The organism is Spirosoma endbachense, assembly GCF_010233585.1.
Classification (GTDB): Bacteria; Bacteroidota; Bacteroidia; order Cytophagales; family Spirosomataceae; genus Spirosoma; species Spirosoma endbachense.
The window spans coordinates 2112442-2127476 of record NZ_CP045997.1 but is presented as its reverse complement, the minus strand read 5'-3'; the positions used below and the strand labels follow the sequence as shown (position 1 = coordinate 2127476).

Sequence of the window (15035 nt, the reverse complement as noted above, 5' to 3'; positions counted from 1 at the left end):
AGTCGCAATAAAAGTGAACCTGCCCCGCGCCTGTAAATAGAGGTGACATGAAGCTAAAGGCCGCAGATCTGTCAATAATTACAATATAAAATAAAAATAGTTTAAGCAGGAGGGTGCGGGAGTGTCAGGCGGATGGTGTCAAGCAACTTTGTATTGGAGTAGTCCTTAGTACTACGGCCGTATAACCTAACTGATACACTAACTAAATTAATTCTGACCTCATGCTGAAATTTACTCAGTTAGCCAGGCTACTGTTGCTAACCGTTACATTACTGATGAGCGGGGGCGTCATGGCCCAGGTCATCACTGGAGTTGTTACCTCTTCCGACAGAAATGAAGGAATTCCGGGTGTCAACGTGGTGCAGAAAGGGGCGAGTAGCGGAGCCGTTACCAATGCCAAAGGAGAATATACGCTTCGCTTATCGAGTGCTGGTTCATCTACATTGACTTTTTCGTTCATTGGCTATATCACCCAGGAGGTGGTTGTAGGAAATCAGGGCGTAATATCGGTAAAGCTGGAGCCCGACAACCGGTCGCTTAACGAAGTCGTCGTGATCGGTTACGGTACGGCCCGAAAAGCGGACGTTACAGGTGCTGTCGCTTCATTCGATACGAAAACGATCGAGCAACGGCCCATCCTACGGGTCGATCAGGCACTCGTCGGGCAGATGGCGGGTGTGCAGGTCAAGCAAACGAGTGGTGGTCTGGGCAAAGGCTTTAGTATTCAGGTGCGCGGTAGCGGTTCGATTACGGCGGGCAACGAACCCCTCTATGTGATCGACGGTTTCCCACTGGCAACCGCAGCCCCTAACTCGGCCGGTAACTTTAGTTCCGGAAACCCGCTGGATAACATCAACCCCAATGATATTGAGTCGATTCAGGTACTGAAAGATGCGGCCTCTGCCGCTATTTATGGCTCAAGAGCGGCCAATGGCGTGGTGCTGATCACAACCAAACGCGGGAAGCAGGGCAAGGCCAGCATCACGATCAATACCTACGCGGGTTTTATGGAGCGGACCCGCAAATTAGACATGCTCAGCGCCGACGAATGGGTCGACCGGTCGACCGAAATGATTAACGCCCAGTGGGTAGCGTCGGGAACAGGCCGAACGGCGACACAGACCAACGAACAGCGTCGGGTCATTCTGGGTCTGCCAGTGGGCCAGGTAAATACGAGCTTCATGACCGATGATCGCTGGGCGCAGCCAGGACATCCCGGCCTCAACTACATTGACTGGCAGGATCAGGCTTTCCGAAAAGGATTTGTGCAAAATCACCAGATTTCGGCTAGTGGCGGTACCGACAAGGTGCGGTATTATGTTTCGGGCAACTACGCCAATCAGCAGGGTATGATTATCAACACCAACTACACGGCTTATTCGGCGCGGGCAAATGTGGAGGTGAATGCCACCAGCAAACTCAAGCTGGGTCTTAATTTGTCGCCAACGTATTCGATTAACAATGATCCTGGAGTAGAGGGGAAAGACAACATTCTGCACCAGCTGGTCAGTATGACACCCGTGCAGGAAGATACGATGGGCATTTATCCCAACGTAGGCAACAATGGACAATACCGCTGGAGCGTATCGACAAATAGCCCAATTGGCAAACTCCAGAATGTAATCGGCGAAACCAAACGCTTCCGGACGCTGGGTTCAGTATTTGCTGACTACCAGATTCTTAACGGCTTGTCGTTCCGGACATCGGTGAATCTGGACAATACCGATAACAGTTCGAAATCCTATAATCCATATTTAATTGCGAGTACACTAGCCACGAGACTGGCCCAGCTCACGACGTTAACCAGTGGTTCGTATAGCAGCTACCGGAAACGGACGTTCGTTAACGAGAATACCCTGTCGTATGCTACCACATTCCAGAATCGACACAACCTTTCCCTGCTGGGTGGTTTCTCCTACAACTCCGGTAAACTGGAATCGGTAGCCCTCAATTCGAACGGTGGATTCAGCAGCAATGTCATTACCACGCTCAATGCGGCCAATGGGGTAACAGGCAATACGAATGAGTCGCGAAATGTCCTGATATCGTATTTTGGCCGTGTTCAATACAATTACTCGGAGAAATATCTGCTCTCCGCCAGTATCCGGCGCGATGGATCGTCCCGGTTCGGATCGAATACGCGCTGGGGGCTTTTCCCATCAGCGTCGTTGGGCTGGCGGATTTCAGAGGAGTCGTTCATGAAAGGCATCACGCCGATCAACGACCTGAAGTTACGGGCCAGTTTCGGAACGGCGGGTAATTACAACATTGGCGATTACAGCACATTACCAACCCTGGCTACGGCTAACTATACCTTTAACGGCGCGAATGCCATTGGTCAGGCTCCCAGCGGAGTGACAAACCCCGACCTTACCTGGGAAACCTCCGAAACAGTTGACTTTGGCCTCGATGCGACGGTGCTCAATAGCCGCCTGAGCTTTTCGTTCGACATCTATAATAAGCTGAATAAGGGGTTATTGCTGAATGTTCCGATTCCGGGCGCAACGGGTTTCTCGTCCTATTTAAGCAATGCGGGTAGCGTTCGTAATCAGGGCTGGGAATTTGAACTGAACAGCCGCAACACGACCGGTGATTTTAAATGGAATACTTCGTTGAATCTGAGCCATAATGCCAACAAAGTGGAAGCGCTGGCGGGAGGGCAGGAGCAGATTCTGATTCCATCGTCGTTCGATGTGTCGCACTCGCTGTTGCGCGTTGGTGAACCGCTTTATAGCATCTATGTGGTAAGACAGATCGGCATTCTGTCGCAGCAGGACATTGATGGCAAAGCCGCCGTATTTGGATCAGAAACGGCGGGCGATCCGAAATATTTCGATGCTAACGGCGATGGCGTAATTGATGCGAATGACCGGGTTATTGTTGGTCATCCCAATCCCAATTACGTCTGGGGGATTACGAATAATTTCCGTTACAAAGGCTTCGACCTGTCGGTACTGGTACAGGGTCAGAATGGAGGTTCTATCTATTCATTGCTGGGTCGGGCATTGGGTCGCACCGGACAGGGTTTCACCGACAATGCGCTCGGTACCTACCGCGATCGGTGGCGCTCTGCCGAGAACCCAGGAGCGGGTATTGTTAGTAAAGCCTATTCGACATTTGGCCGGATCAAAAATACCGACTGGCTGTATTCGTCTGACTACGTGCGGGTTCGCAACATCACGCTGGGTTACGATCTGAAAACGATCGTGAAATTGCCCCAGCTCCAGGGTGCCCGTATCTACGTGACAGCCGAAAACTTTTTTGGGTTCGATAAATACAAAGGCGGCTTTAATCCTGAGGCTTCCAACACCGATTTGAGTGGAAGTTCGTCGTTCCCTGAAGCGGGCGATTACGGTGGTTTGCCGCTTCCCCGCTCCCTTGTTTTCGGATTGAATGTAACGTTCTAACCAGCCTTAAAACCATGAAAAATACAGCATTATATATAGTAGCGCTTCTGGCCGTGCTGGCCTCCTGTACCGGCGATTTGAATCAGGTGCCGATCTCATCGGCTACGACATCGACGTTTTATTCGCAGACTAACGATTTTTTGCAGGCCAGTAACGCCATCTACAGCGATCTGAGAGGCTATCCGGATCGGCAACTGAATCTCTCCGAAACCCGCTCCGACAACCTATACGCCGTTTCGGATGGGGGCGTTCGCGACTGGGAAGGCATCAATAGTTTCCAGAAAAGTATCGCGGGTAATGTTTATGTATCGGAAGCCTGGTCGACCAATTTCAATGGAATCTACCGGGCGAATGTGCTGCTGGATCAATTGCAGAAAAATGGAAAGCTGATTACGGATGTTAGCCTGAAAACCCGACTGGAGGCCGAAGCTAAATTCTTACGGGCGTTTTTCTACTTCGATCTGGTACGTTTTTTCGGTAAGGTGCCCATTATCGATCATCCCGTTACGGCCAACGAAGCCCTGTCGATTCCACGGAGTCCCGTAAAGGATGTATACACGCTCATTCTGTCGGACCTGACTTTTGCGGCAACGAATCTGCCCGAAACCTATGCCGCTGCCGACAAAGGCCGGGCAACGAAGTATGCTGCCAAAGCGGCTCTGGCGCTGGTGTATATGACCCGTTCGGGACCCACCTACGATATTGAAGGGCCTGGCCTGGGCCTGAACGAATGGTCGCAGGCGTTAACGGTGCTGAATGAAATCATTGCGAGTGGTAAGTTTTCATTCATTACGCCTTTCACCAACATTTTCTCGTTCACGAATGAAAATAACGCTGAGGTTATTTTTGATGTACAGTATGCCAATGGGCTTACTCCGGTAGTAGGGGGCACGTTTCCCTGGGTTCTGGTGCCCGATACCTGGTTTCAGTCTAACGGGAAAGCAACTCAGGGCGGGCTAACGATTCGCCCGGTATCGGTCGATTTGCTGAATGCTTACGCGACTGCTGATACACGGAAAGCATTTACCATTCAATCGGGTTATACCTACAATGGCGTGGCTGAAACCCGGTCGTTTGTCAAGAAATACGTTGATCTGACCAAGGTACCGACCAATAACCGACTCGACTGGCCTATCAACTTCATTGTCTATCGCTATACGGACATACTGATGCTAAAGGCTGAGTGTATTTTACGGGGAGCGACGGGCGGCACGCAGGCCGATGTGGATGCCATTGTCAATCAGGTACGGGTTCGGGCGGGTTTGCCTGCCATCACCAATGTGACCTTGTCGCAGCTGTTGCAGGAGCGCCGGAAGGAGTTTGTTGGCGAAGGGTCCCGCTGGCATGATCTGGTCCGAAGCGGCCAGATTGAAGCAATCATAACGGCCTGGATTGCGGCCGAAGATACCCAGAAACAGATGCAGCCATTCCAGAAAAACTATATCATCTATCCGGTGCCACAGGCTGAACTGGACACAAAACCTGGTTTATATACGCAGAACGCGGGCTATTAAGCGTGAAGTTGGTAATTGGGTAAAGGTCTACATCAGTAGACAGTCTACCCAATTACCAACTTTTCATTTGTTAAATGACCAACTATAACCCATGATCCTCTTCTTTTCGCTCTTGATTTTGCTGTCGAACAGTCTGACTGCACCGGAGCCACTGCCCTGGGTGAAGCAGGTTGGAGCGCAAACGATACCTACCCAAAAGACGGTGTTTAAAACTGAAGACTATGGCGCAGTAGGCGATGGGAAAACGCTCGAAACGAAAGCAATTCAGGCCACCATCGATGCCTGTGCAGCCAAAGGGGGAGGAGTAGTCACCTTTAAATCAGGGCAGTATGTAACGGGTTCGCTGTTCCTCAAAATGAATGTTACGTTACGACTCGACAAGGGCGTGGAATTGCTGGGAAGCCAGTCTCTGGCCGATTATCCGGAAATTGATACCCGCGTGGCTGGCATTGAAATGCGATGGCCTGCCGCACTGATCAATGTTATCGACCAGACAAACGTAGCCATTGTCGGGGAAGGGACGGTCAATGCGCAGGGGCGGGTTTTCTGGGATAGCTACTGGGCCATGCGAAAAGAGTATGAGAAGAAAGGGTTACGCTGGATTGTTGACTATGACTGCAAACGGCCCCGAACCGTGCTCGTTTCAAACTCATCGAACATCACCCTCAAGGGCATTACATTGCAGCAGGCGGGTTTCTGGACAGTGCATATTTTGTACTCCAATCACGTAACAGCCGATGGTCTGATCATTCGTAATAACATAGGTGGTCACGGACCCAGCACGGATGGCGTCGATATCGACTCATCAACCTACATTCTGGTCCAAAACTGCGATATTGACTGCAACGACGATAATTTTTGTCTCAAAGCAGGTCGCGACTGGGATGGTCTCCGCGTCAATCGGCCAACAGAATACGTGGTCATTCGCGACTGCATATCCGGAGCGGGCGGTGGGCTCATTACCTTCGGGAGCGAAACGTCGGGCAGTATACGACATGTACTTGCCCGGAATCTGAAGGCCAAAGGAACGGGCGTTGGCATTCGGCTGAAGTCAGCTATGACCCGTGGCGGAACGGTAGAGGATATTTATCTGGAACGAATTTCGATGGATGGGGTGGGTGTACCGGTTGAGGTAACGATGAACTGGAACCCGAGCTATAGTTATTCGACGCTGCCCGAAGGCTATACCGAAGCAACGTTACCTCCTCACTGGAAAGCGATGCTCCACAAAGTAGAGCCAGCCAGCAAGGGGATACCCCACTTTCGGAGGATCAACATTTCTGATCTGACTGTAACCGATGCGAAACGAGGCATTATGGCGGCAGGACTTGCCGAATCATTGCTGGAAAATTTCGCGCTGAAAAACGTGTCGATTTCGGCGGCAACGGCCGGTGAAATCAATTATGCCCAAAGCTGGAAACTCGAAAATGTACACATCACCGCCAAAGACAGCAGCCCTGTAGGCATCAAAAACAGCTCGGGAGTTAGCTTTTAACTGTATTTCAGAGCGATCCGCGCCGGATCATGTAGAACGGGTTTTTGACTTTAATGTGTTTATTATCAAGGAGTAGGGAGGCCGCAGTAAAGCCCATTGCTTCAAAATCGGTTGTAACGACGGTTATATTTAGCAATTCTTTCAGCGTTGTTTCATTGAAGGATATAACCCCGATTTCGCGACCCAGCGAGTAATTGGTTCGCCTGACTTTTTTGACCAGTTCCGAGAGATCCGTTTCTTCAATGACTACGTAAGCTGTGCCCGCATCAAGATGCTCGTCGGTAGCGTGTTCCTTGATGCTGAATTCTTTGTTGAAATTGATACAGAACGAGCGAAACCCGTGTGCAATTTCAACGGGATAGTTCCCATCGCTTGGCAGGATAAGCACCATGCGTTTGTATTTATGCAGCAGATCCTGGGCATTCTCCAGCGCTCCGCAAATGTCCTTGTCAAAGTTCTGATAGACGCTCAGCGGAGTTCCCGACAACTCAAGTACATCCTTATCAAGCAGGACCAGTTCATGGGAAGGAATCGTTTCGAGGACCTGCATGTAATCTGCTTTGTCGAGATCCTGCGTAAAATGCGGCATCACAACATAATAATTGTATTTGCCCAGATTCTTCTCGATGATTTCCTGAAAGTGATATGCGCTATAATGGTGAATCTGAAGATCGACGGTCGCTTTATCGCCGAGTGCTTTCAGGAAAGCATAATAAATGATTTTTTTATACGAGCTTAACTTGTTGAAAATGAGCAGAATTTTCAGCTTGGCAGTCGTGCTCGTTTGCACATAGTAGCCTTTTCCCTGTACAGAGGTAATGTAGCCCTGTTCCCGAAGCTCCCGATACGCCTTCTCGACCGTATCCCGAGCCAGATAATACTCGGCACTTAGTTCGCTGATGGATGGGAGTTGCTCCTTATTTTTCAATACGCCCCGTTCAATATCAGTGATGACTGATTGGACAATCTGTTTATACTTGGGCGTTTTGTCTTTCGGGTTAAACTGAAGCTTATAGAGCGGAGAGGCTGAATTGGCGTAAACATCAATAAAACCATAAGCCTGACGCCGACTGTACGTATCAGAAGGAAACTTAGCTAGCATAATCCTTGAGGTTTTAGTGATTATTCTAAGATGAACTATGCCTATTCTATATAATCTATAAATAGTAGGCAGCTATAAGCTTCCAAAGAATACTGGACAAAGCGAAAGATATGACGGACTTTTTTTATGCAATCGTTGCCGGGAACGTTGCCAGAAAAGGATAACTGCCGGAAATTGTTGTAAAAAAAATAGGTGTAGTTACATTTGGGCTCATTTGACCTACTAGTTATTGCGTAAAAATTGTAGCTGAAAATTGTATTTATCTAATAATTGGCTCTAAGTAGCGAATGTTTAAACTGCTGCTTTACAGGCGTTTTTAACGCAGCTTTGTCATAGACTGACTTAGCCAGTACGGGTAATGCGTTTGCTTAATCGCTGGAGTACTTCTGGCGTAATCGTCGAACAACGTCGTCGGCCAGTTCATCGCGCATACTATCGTAGAGCGACCAGCGGGAGGGAGCAAATAGACTGGCACTGGCCAGCGAGTGGCCATTCAGGGCACGGTCGTCGCCACTGAACGTTTGCCACTCCGTTTTCCAGTCGCGGGTTTCCCAGATGGTATCTTCCCAGCGTGTTTGTCCGGTTTGTGTGTCAATGGCTCGCAGGCGAAGTGATAGTTCGGCCCTGATTGTTCGTTGGTAGGTTGTCAGCGTGCCGCTTACTTTTTCCATAATGTCGACCTTTGTCGAGTCATTGATTTTCTTTTCGCCCACCTTGTAGGTCTGACTGCTGTATACCGTTGTCGACGATGATGATGTGTTATCGCTATAGGGCTGATAATTCGAAACCTGCATCTGTACAGCCTGATGAATCGGAAAGCCATCGCCTGCCGATTCGTCGGGGTGGTAGAGCCGCACAAATTTGGACGGCGCATCGGTCGGGTTAATCTGACGAAAAATCAGATTCTGCAATTCCTGATTATCCCCTGGACTGATTTCAGAAGTAGGTGATAAGGGTTCAACAACAACGCGCAGAATGGCGAAGGGAAGGGCATCTTCGGCTTTAGCGTGGGCCTGCCGAAAGCCGGATACCCACGACAGAGCTTTCTGATAATTGACATAGGCATCTTTAGCCGCCTGTCGATTGTCTTCCCGGTAGGCAAAAGCCTGTTCAGCCACGTCGTAGCGGTCGCCAGCAGCCAGTTGACGGATTTCCAGTTGACGATCGGCATACGAAACCGGGTAAGCCGCCAGCCAGTCGGCACAGGCAGTGCAGGTTCGGGCGTTGTCGGTAAGGGTTTGCAGCTTTTCGTATTCTGTATGAACAACTTCCCAACGGAATGCATCGGTGTTGGCCGGAGACGACAATTTCCGGATGGCCGTTTGGTGTTCTTCATAGGCACGGGCAAATGCCTGTTTCAGCACCAGTGGTGCTATAGTATAACCCCGTTTGGTTAATCCGCGCCAGCCGTTGAGCCGATGAGAGGCTTGTTTGACAGCCAGATCGAAATGGCCATGCCTAAAGGCTGTCTGGCCACTGCTACAGGCGGTTAGGACTGTAGTTATTGTAACGAAGAGTAGAAGAAGGCGAAACATAGACTAAAATACGATTTTCTGAACATTCGACAATGCACGCGGTAGTTGGTTTATCTTTGACCTATAAAATAAGCTGCTGGTTTAGAAGGTCGGTTTTCGGTTTACCGTTTCCGGCTCGTGACAGTGCAAAAAGTGGCGCTACCGGTGGCTTGCATGGATCTTATCCGAACATTATAAACCAGGTTCAACCGATCATCTATGTCGAGACACCGACGCTATCGCTCGGCCGAGAAAACACTTGGCACTTCTCCCGGTACGCTCACCTATGTAGGTGCAGAAATCGAACACGCGACCAAAATCAAACGAATCGAATATAATGCAACCGAATATCACCTGAATGACGGCAAAAAATTAAGCGAATGCCGGTTACCCGATCCTCATTCACCCTACGTCAACTGGCTTAACGTCGATGGTATTCACGAGCAGAAGGTCGTTTCCACCATTGGCCAGTCTTATCATCTGCACCCCTTACTGCTCGAAGATGTGATGAACACTGAGCAGAAGCCCAAAATTGACCTCTATGACGATACGGTGGTGTATGTAACGCTTAAGATGCTGCACCACAGCCGCCAGCGGCAGGAGATCGATGTTGAACATATAAGTCTTATTCTGGGCAAAAACTACCTGATTTCGTTTCAGGAAGAGCGTACAAACGACGTTTTTCAGCCGGTGATCGACCGCATCAAAGCCTCGTCGGGGAAGACCCGGCGCAACGGTGCCGACTATTTGCTCTATGCGCTGATGGATGTGATCGTAGACCATTACTTACTGATCACGGAACGAATTGGCGAAAAAATGGATGAACTGGAGGAGGAAATTGTGAAGGAACGTGCCAATCAGCAAACACTGGCAGTGCTCTATACCCTGAAACGCGAGCTGACCTTTATCCGCCGGACGGTTTACCCACTACGCGATATGATCGGTGTACTGCTGCGCGAAGAATCACCTCTGATTCAGCATAGTACGCTGCCTTACCTGCGCGATCTGGCCGACCATGTTAACCAGATTGTTGAATCCCTCGATTCTTATCGCGAGCTTATTTCGGGGCTCATGGATGTGTATTATTCCATTGTCAGCAACCGAATGAACTCAGTCATGAAAACGCTGACAATCGTGTCGGCCATTTTTATTCCCCTCACATTCATTGCCGGAATTTATGGTATGAACTTCGAGAATATGCCCGAACTTCGCACCAAAACCGGCTACTTTTGGGTTCTTTTTAGTATGGGAGCTTTGGCCATAGCCGAAGTAATTTATTTCAGACGACGTGGCTGGATGTAACGGCCGAATTTAATTAACCAGTCAACTATAGACATTGGCTATTCGCTAATTTATGCTCGTTCATTTGTTGAACGGCTAGGGTCTACAGGGAGGATTTATGACAACTCAGGAACTTCAATTAGATAATCTTCAGTGGATTACCGATTCCCGGCAGGTTGGCGAACAGGCTTCTGCGGCTCAGTTGGGTAATACCGTTTTTTTTGCCATTCAGGGTGAACACCACGATGCACACGACTTCATTGGTGAATTGTATCAGAAAGGAATCAGGCATTTCGTTGTCGAGCGGGCAGCTCTGACGCCCGATCGCCGGAGCGAATTTATGGCGTATCCTGATGCTCAGTTCATTGAGACCGATAGCAGTCTCCAGATGTTGCAGCTGCTGGCATCTGAACATCGGCGGCAGTTTCGCATTCCAATTATTGGGATTACGGGCAGCAATGGAAAAACGATTGTAAAAGAGTGGCTGGCGCAGTTACTGGCCGACGACTTTGTGGTTGCCAAAAGCCCTAAAAGTTATAACTCACAGTTAGGCGTCCCGCTATCGGTCCATCAGCTCAACGAGAGCCATACGCTGGGAATCTTTGAAGCTGGTATCTCGAAGTCGCACGAGATGCAGGCGCTGGAAGCAATCATACGACCCACGATCGGCATCTTTACCAACATAGGCACTGCCCATGACGAAGGATTTCGAACGCATAAGCAGAAAATTGCCGAGAAACTTCGACTGTTCATTCACTCCGGTACGCTGGTCTACTGCGCTGATTATACCCAGATCGATGAAGAGGTTAACATGCTTCTCAAAGCGGTTAATGCCCATATGCGGTTCATTACCTGGTCATTGACGGGCAAAAGTGCTGTTTATCAGGCTACTTTGCAGCAGGATCAGCTATCGATCAGTGGCCCATCGGGCACCTTTACCTTGAAACTGCCTTTTACTGACCCGGCATCAGTCGAAGATTTGATTCATTGCATCGTAACAATGCTGACGTTGCGGGTTTTGGATGCCGATTCGTTGCAAAGTCGATTGAACCGGCTCCGGCCCGTTTCGATGCGACTTGAACTGAAAGAGGGGATTAATAACTGCGTGCTGATCGACGATTCGTATAACAACGATGTGGCTGGTCTGCAACTCGCGCTCAGCTTTCTCCATCAGCAAAGTACCCGCAAGCATCGGGCCGTAATTCTGTCTGATGTGCTCCAGTCGGGTCAACAGGAAGAAGATCTCTACGAACAGGTTGCCAGCCTGATTGAAGCAAACAGCGTCGATCAGTTCATCGGGATTGGTCCGGTAGTTAGCCGGAATCGTCGTTTTTTTGCCGATAATAGCGTTTTCTTCGACACAACCGATCAATTTCTGACGACATTCCCGGTCAATAATTTACGGGATAGCGATATTCTGGTGAAGGGTGCCCGGCCTTTCTCTTTTGAGCGGATCGTAAACCGACTGCAACGAAAAGTGCACGGAACGCTGCTCGAAATCAATCTCGATGCACTGACGCATAACCTGAACTATTACCGGGAAAAGGTTGGGTCCGATACGAAAATCATGGTGATGGTGAAGGCATTTGCTTATGGCAGTGGCAGCGCCGAAGTGGCTCAACTGTTGCAGTTTCACCGCGTCGATTACCTGGCCGTAGCCTATGCCGATGAAGGTGTGTCGCTTCGCCAGAATGGAATTGAATTGCCGATCATGGTGATGAATCCTGCTCCCGAAACCTTCGCGACACTTCTCGAATATAAGCTGGAGCCAGAGATTTACAGCATTCGGATGCTTCAGGAGTGGGCCAATTTTGTCGCACGAAGTGAACAGCCAGAGACGCCGATTCCTGCACCCAGTCTTTTTCACCTTAAAATCGACACCGGAATGCACCGGCTTGGTTTTTTGGAAAACGAAATACCGATCGTTGTCGACTATCTGAAAAACTATCCCCATTTGCATATAGCGACCGTGTTTAGTCATCTGGTAGGGGCCGATGAAGCGCAGTTCAACTCGTTTTCGCAGCAGCAATACGAAACGTTTTTACGAGCTACAGCCGCACTTGAAGCCGGACTGGGGTATCGACCAATGCGCCACCTACTGAATTCGGCGGGCATTGTGCGATTCTCTGAATACCGACTCGATATGGTTCGGTTGGGCATTGGCCTGTATGGTGTCGAGTCAAGCCAGATTGAAAAAGATGCCGTTCGGCCGGTTGGCACGTTGCACACGGTTATCAGTCAGATCAAAACAGTACCGGCGGGCGAGTCGGTTGGGTATAGCCGCCGGGGCGTATTGGATCACGATGCCCGGATTGCTACACTCGCTATCGGGTATGCCGACGGTTACGATCGCCGACTTGGCAATGGTGTCGGGCACGTGTGGGTCAACGGAACACGCTGTCCAACAGTCGGTAGCATCTGCATGGACATGACCATGATCGATGTGACCAAAGCATCTGCCGCTGAAGGCGATGATGTGATCATCTTCGGAAACGAAATCCGGATCACTGAACTAGCCCAGCAGATGGGAACAATTCCTTACGAAATTCTTACGGGCGTGAGCGAACGCGTGAAACGGGTATTTTTCAAGGAAGGAAACTGACCTTGCGGGCCCGTCGCTCTATTGACTAGCTATGTACTTTCTCATCTATAAACCCTACCTGATGCTTTCCCAGTTTAGCCGGGAAGGTGATAAACCTACGCTGGCTGATCTGGATTATGATTTTCCAAAAGATGTTTATCCGGTGGGAAGACTCGATGCCGATAGTGAGGGATTGCTGTTACTGACAAGCGACAAACAACTCAACCATCGATTACTGAACCCGAAATTTCGCCATAACCGAACCTATTATGTACAGGTTGAGGGTGTGCTGACCAACGAAGCCTGTTGGCAGTTGTCGGAAGGAATTACCATTTCAGTCGATGGTAAACCGTATCAGACGCTCCCTGCCGAGGCCAGGTCGCTGGCAGGGCCTAATCTGCCCGAACGAACACCACCCATTCGCTACCGGGCCACTATTCCAACATCCTGGCTTTCGATAGCACTTCATGAGGGCAAGAATCGGCAGGTACGCCGAATGACGGCGGCTGTCGGTTTTCCAACGCTTCGGCTCGTGCGCTGGGCCATTGTCGATCTGACGGCCGAAGGCATGATACCCGGTCAGGTTAGGGAACTGAGCCGCTCAGAGGTTCTGCGTGGACTGCATTTATAAGTAAGTGACCGGCACGGCTCAAAGCAGTATAACGAATCGGTAAACAGGCAATTAAGGTGCATTGATATTGGTAAATGCGGGTAGCTGGATAGTAATTACCTCATTATCCAATTCCCTACTTACCAATTTTTAGTACCTTACATCAGGTTCTATCTCCCATGCTATGCCGCTTTTTCCCCGACAACTTTCTGATGCTGAAATCATGGCCGGTATCCAGGCAGGCGGAACGCAACGTCGGCTCTACGAAAACAAGTTGTATGAAAAATATGCTTACCGTATTGCTGATGCTACCCGAAAGCACCGGTTAAGTGAAGATGAGTGCGCCAGCGCCTATTCCGATGCCATCCTGACCGTAATCGAAAACGTTGCCAGTAATCGTTTTGAGGGGCGTTCGGAGTTAGCAACGTATCTATATCAAATATTTACGAACAAATGTGTTGACGCAATTCGAAAAAAGACGACTAATCGAAGTAGTGTCCACGATGCGCTTTCGCTCGATGACTCGCTGCTCCAACTGCCCGACGCGGCCCGGTCTGCGGTACAGAATCTTATTGCTCAGAGTGACGTAGAGCGTCTTCATCGACACTTACAGGCCTTGGGCGATAAGTGCCGTGCCATGATTCTGTCGTGGGGGGAAGGATATTCTGACGATGAAATTGCGCAGACACTTGGCTATAATTCGGCCGCGGTGGCCAAAACCAGCCGATTGCGTTGCCTGGAAAAACTCCGTGAACGTTTTCGCGACATTTTATGAACACTGATCTGGAAACAATTGAAAATTATTTAACGGGCCAGCTGCCCGCCGACGAGCGGACGCAGTTTGAATCGGCTCTAAAAACAGACCCCGCTGTGGCTGATGCACTGGCTTTTTATGTCATGTCGAAGCAAGCCGCAAAGGTGCAGGCCCGAGAGCAACGTCTTGCCGAGTTCGATGAACTACGCCGTCAGCAACCCCGTATAGGTCAGCGGTCGATGAGCAGTTGGGTAACCTATGTAGCCGCTGCCGCCAGCATTGTATTGGTACTAAGTTTAGGCTGGTATTTTTTCTGGCCTTCAACGGATTCGACACTTATTGCCAGCCAACAGGTCGATACATATGTTTCAACCCACTTTATGCAGCTACCAACCACAATGGATGGCAGTACGGATAGCCTTAAAATGGGTATTGATCGATTCAATAGAGGACAATTGGCCGAAGCGGCTACTGTTTTTCAGGATGTGCTGACACGCCATCCGGATACAGATACTGCTTTAAAATATGCCGGTATTGTTGCCCTTCGGCAAGGGAATTACGACAAAGCCATTGACCAGTTTCACCGCCTGAGCGAGCGCACCGATCTCTTTGCAAACCCCGGTTTATTCTACGAAAGTCTGACGTTGCTCAAGCGCGGACAACCGATGGATAAAAGCAGGGCCAAAAAATTGCTTGAGGAGGTGATTAAGAAGAACTTGGAAGGGAAAGGAGAGGCTGAGAAGTTGATTGAGAATCTTTAATCTAAATTATACACAC

Annotated in this window: 10 protein-coding genes; 8 read left to right on the top strand and 2 right to left on the bottom strand. The window is 49.6% G+C overall.

From position 1 onward, the window contains the following. The first annotated feature begins 221 nt into the window (after positions 1–221). The 3 genes from GJR95_RS08345 to GJR95_RS08335 all read left to right on the top strand — a co-directional run bounded on the left by GJR95_RS08345 (position 222) and on the right by GJR95_RS08335 (position 6416). Positions 222–3407 (top strand): SusC/RagA family TonB-linked outer membrane protein, encoded by a 3186-nt coding sequence (locus GJR95_RS08345; protein ID WP_162385446.1) that lies wholly within the window; start codon positions 222–224, stop codon positions 3405–3407. 14 nt (positions 3408–3421) lie between these two features. Further along, positions 3422–4921: a RagB/SusD family nutrient uptake outer membrane protein gene (locus GJR95_RS08340; RefSeq protein ID WP_162385445.1), complete on the top strand. Its 1500-nt coding sequence runs from the start codon at positions 3422–3424 to the stop codon at positions 4919–4921. Between the two features lie 91 nt (positions 4922–5012). Further along, positions 5013–6416 (top strand): glycoside hydrolase family 28 protein, encoded by a 1404-nt coding sequence (locus GJR95_RS08335; protein ID WP_162385444.1) that lies wholly within the window; start codon positions 5013–5015, stop codon positions 6414–6416. A gap of 7 nt (positions 6417–6423) precedes the next feature. Here the strand turns inward: GJR95_RS08335 and GJR95_RS08330 are convergent, their stop codons facing one another. After that, complete coding sequence (locus GJR95_RS08330; protein WP_162385443.1) at positions 6424–7518, bottom strand: GntR family transcriptional regulator; 1095 nt, start codon at positions 7516–7518, stop codon at positions 6424–6426. 368 nt (positions 7519–7886) lie between these two features. Next, positions 7887–9053: a hypothetical protein gene (locus tag GJR95_RS08325; protein WP_162385442.1), complete on the bottom strand. Its 1167-nt coding sequence runs from the start codon at positions 9051–9053 to the stop codon at positions 7887–7889. Between the two features lie 198 nt (positions 9054–9251). On the opposite strand from GJR95_RS08325, the gene corA reads away from it, so the two are divergent. From corA to GJR95_RS08300, 5 genes are all read left to right on the top strand, one after another. Continuing rightward, entirely contained in the window at positions 9252–10334 is a 1083-nt protein-coding gene (gene corA, locus GJR95_RS08320) for a magnesium/cobalt transporter CorA (protein WP_162385441.1), read from the top strand. Positions 10335–10431: 97 nt separating this feature from the next. Then, positions 10432–12915 (top strand): bifunctional UDP-N-acetylmuramoyl-tripeptide:D-alanyl-D-alanine ligase/alanine racemase, encoded by a 2484-nt coding sequence (locus GJR95_RS08315; RefSeq protein WP_162385440.1) that lies wholly within the window; start codon positions 10432–10434, stop codon positions 12913–12915. A gap of 31 nt (positions 12916–12946) precedes the next feature. Further along, entirely contained in the window at positions 12947–13525 is a 579-nt protein-coding gene (locus GJR95_RS08310) for a pseudouridine synthase (protein ID WP_162385439.1), read from the top strand. A 163-nt stretch (positions 13526–13688) separates the two neighbouring features. Further along, positions 13689–14279 (top strand): RNA polymerase sigma factor, encoded by a 591-nt coding sequence (locus GJR95_RS08305; protein WP_162385438.1) that lies wholly within the window; start codon positions 13689–13691, stop codon positions 14277–14279. Continuing rightward, the gene (locus tag GJR95_RS08300; RefSeq protein ID WP_162385437.1) at positions 14276–15019 is read left to right on the top strand and encodes a tetratricopeptide repeat protein; all 744 of its coding nucleotides are present in this window, start codon (positions 14276–14278) and stop codon (positions 15017–15019) included. Before GJR95_RS08305 ends, GJR95_RS08300 begins: the two co-directional genes overlap by 4 nt. The last annotated feature ends 16 nt before the right edge of the window (positions 15020–15035 follow it).

Coding starts and splice junctions, on each gene's coding strand:
- GJR95_RS08300 (WP_162385437.1), top strand. CDS start 14,276: ATGAACACTGATCTGGAAACAATTGAAAATTATTTAACGGGCCAGCTG.
- GJR95_RS08310 (WP_162385439.1), top strand. CDS start 12,947: ATGTACTTTCTCATCTATAAACCCTACCTGATGCTTTCCCAGTTTAGC.
- GJR95_RS08315 (WP_162385440.1), top strand. CDS start 10,432: ATGACAACTCAGGAACTTCAATTAGATAATCTTCAGTGGATTACCGAT.
- GJR95_RS08335 (WP_162385444.1), top strand. CDS start 5,013: ATGATCCTCTTCTTTTCGCTCTTGATTTTGCTGTCGAACAGTCTGACT.
- corA (WP_162385441.1), top strand. CDS start 9,252: ATGTCGAGACACCGACGCTATCGCTCGGCCGAGAAAACACTTGGCACT.
- GJR95_RS08325 (WP_162385442.1), bottom strand. CDS start 9,053: ATGTTTCGCCTTCTTCTACTCTTCGTTACAATAACTACAGTCCTAACC.
- GJR95_RS08345 (WP_162385446.1), top strand. CDS start 222: ATGCTGAAATTTACTCAGTTAGCCAGGCTACTGTTGCTAACCGTTACA.
- GJR95_RS08305 (WP_162385438.1), top strand. CDS start 13,689: ATGCCGCTTTTTCCCCGACAACTTTCTGATGCTGAAATCATGGCCGGT.
- GJR95_RS08340 (WP_162385445.1), top strand. CDS start 3,422: ATGAAAAATACAGCATTATATATAGTAGCGCTTCTGGCCGTGCTGGCC.
- GJR95_RS08330 (WP_162385443.1), bottom strand. CDS start 7,518: ATGCTAGCTAAGTTTCCTTCTGATACGTACAGTCGGCGTCAGGCTTAT.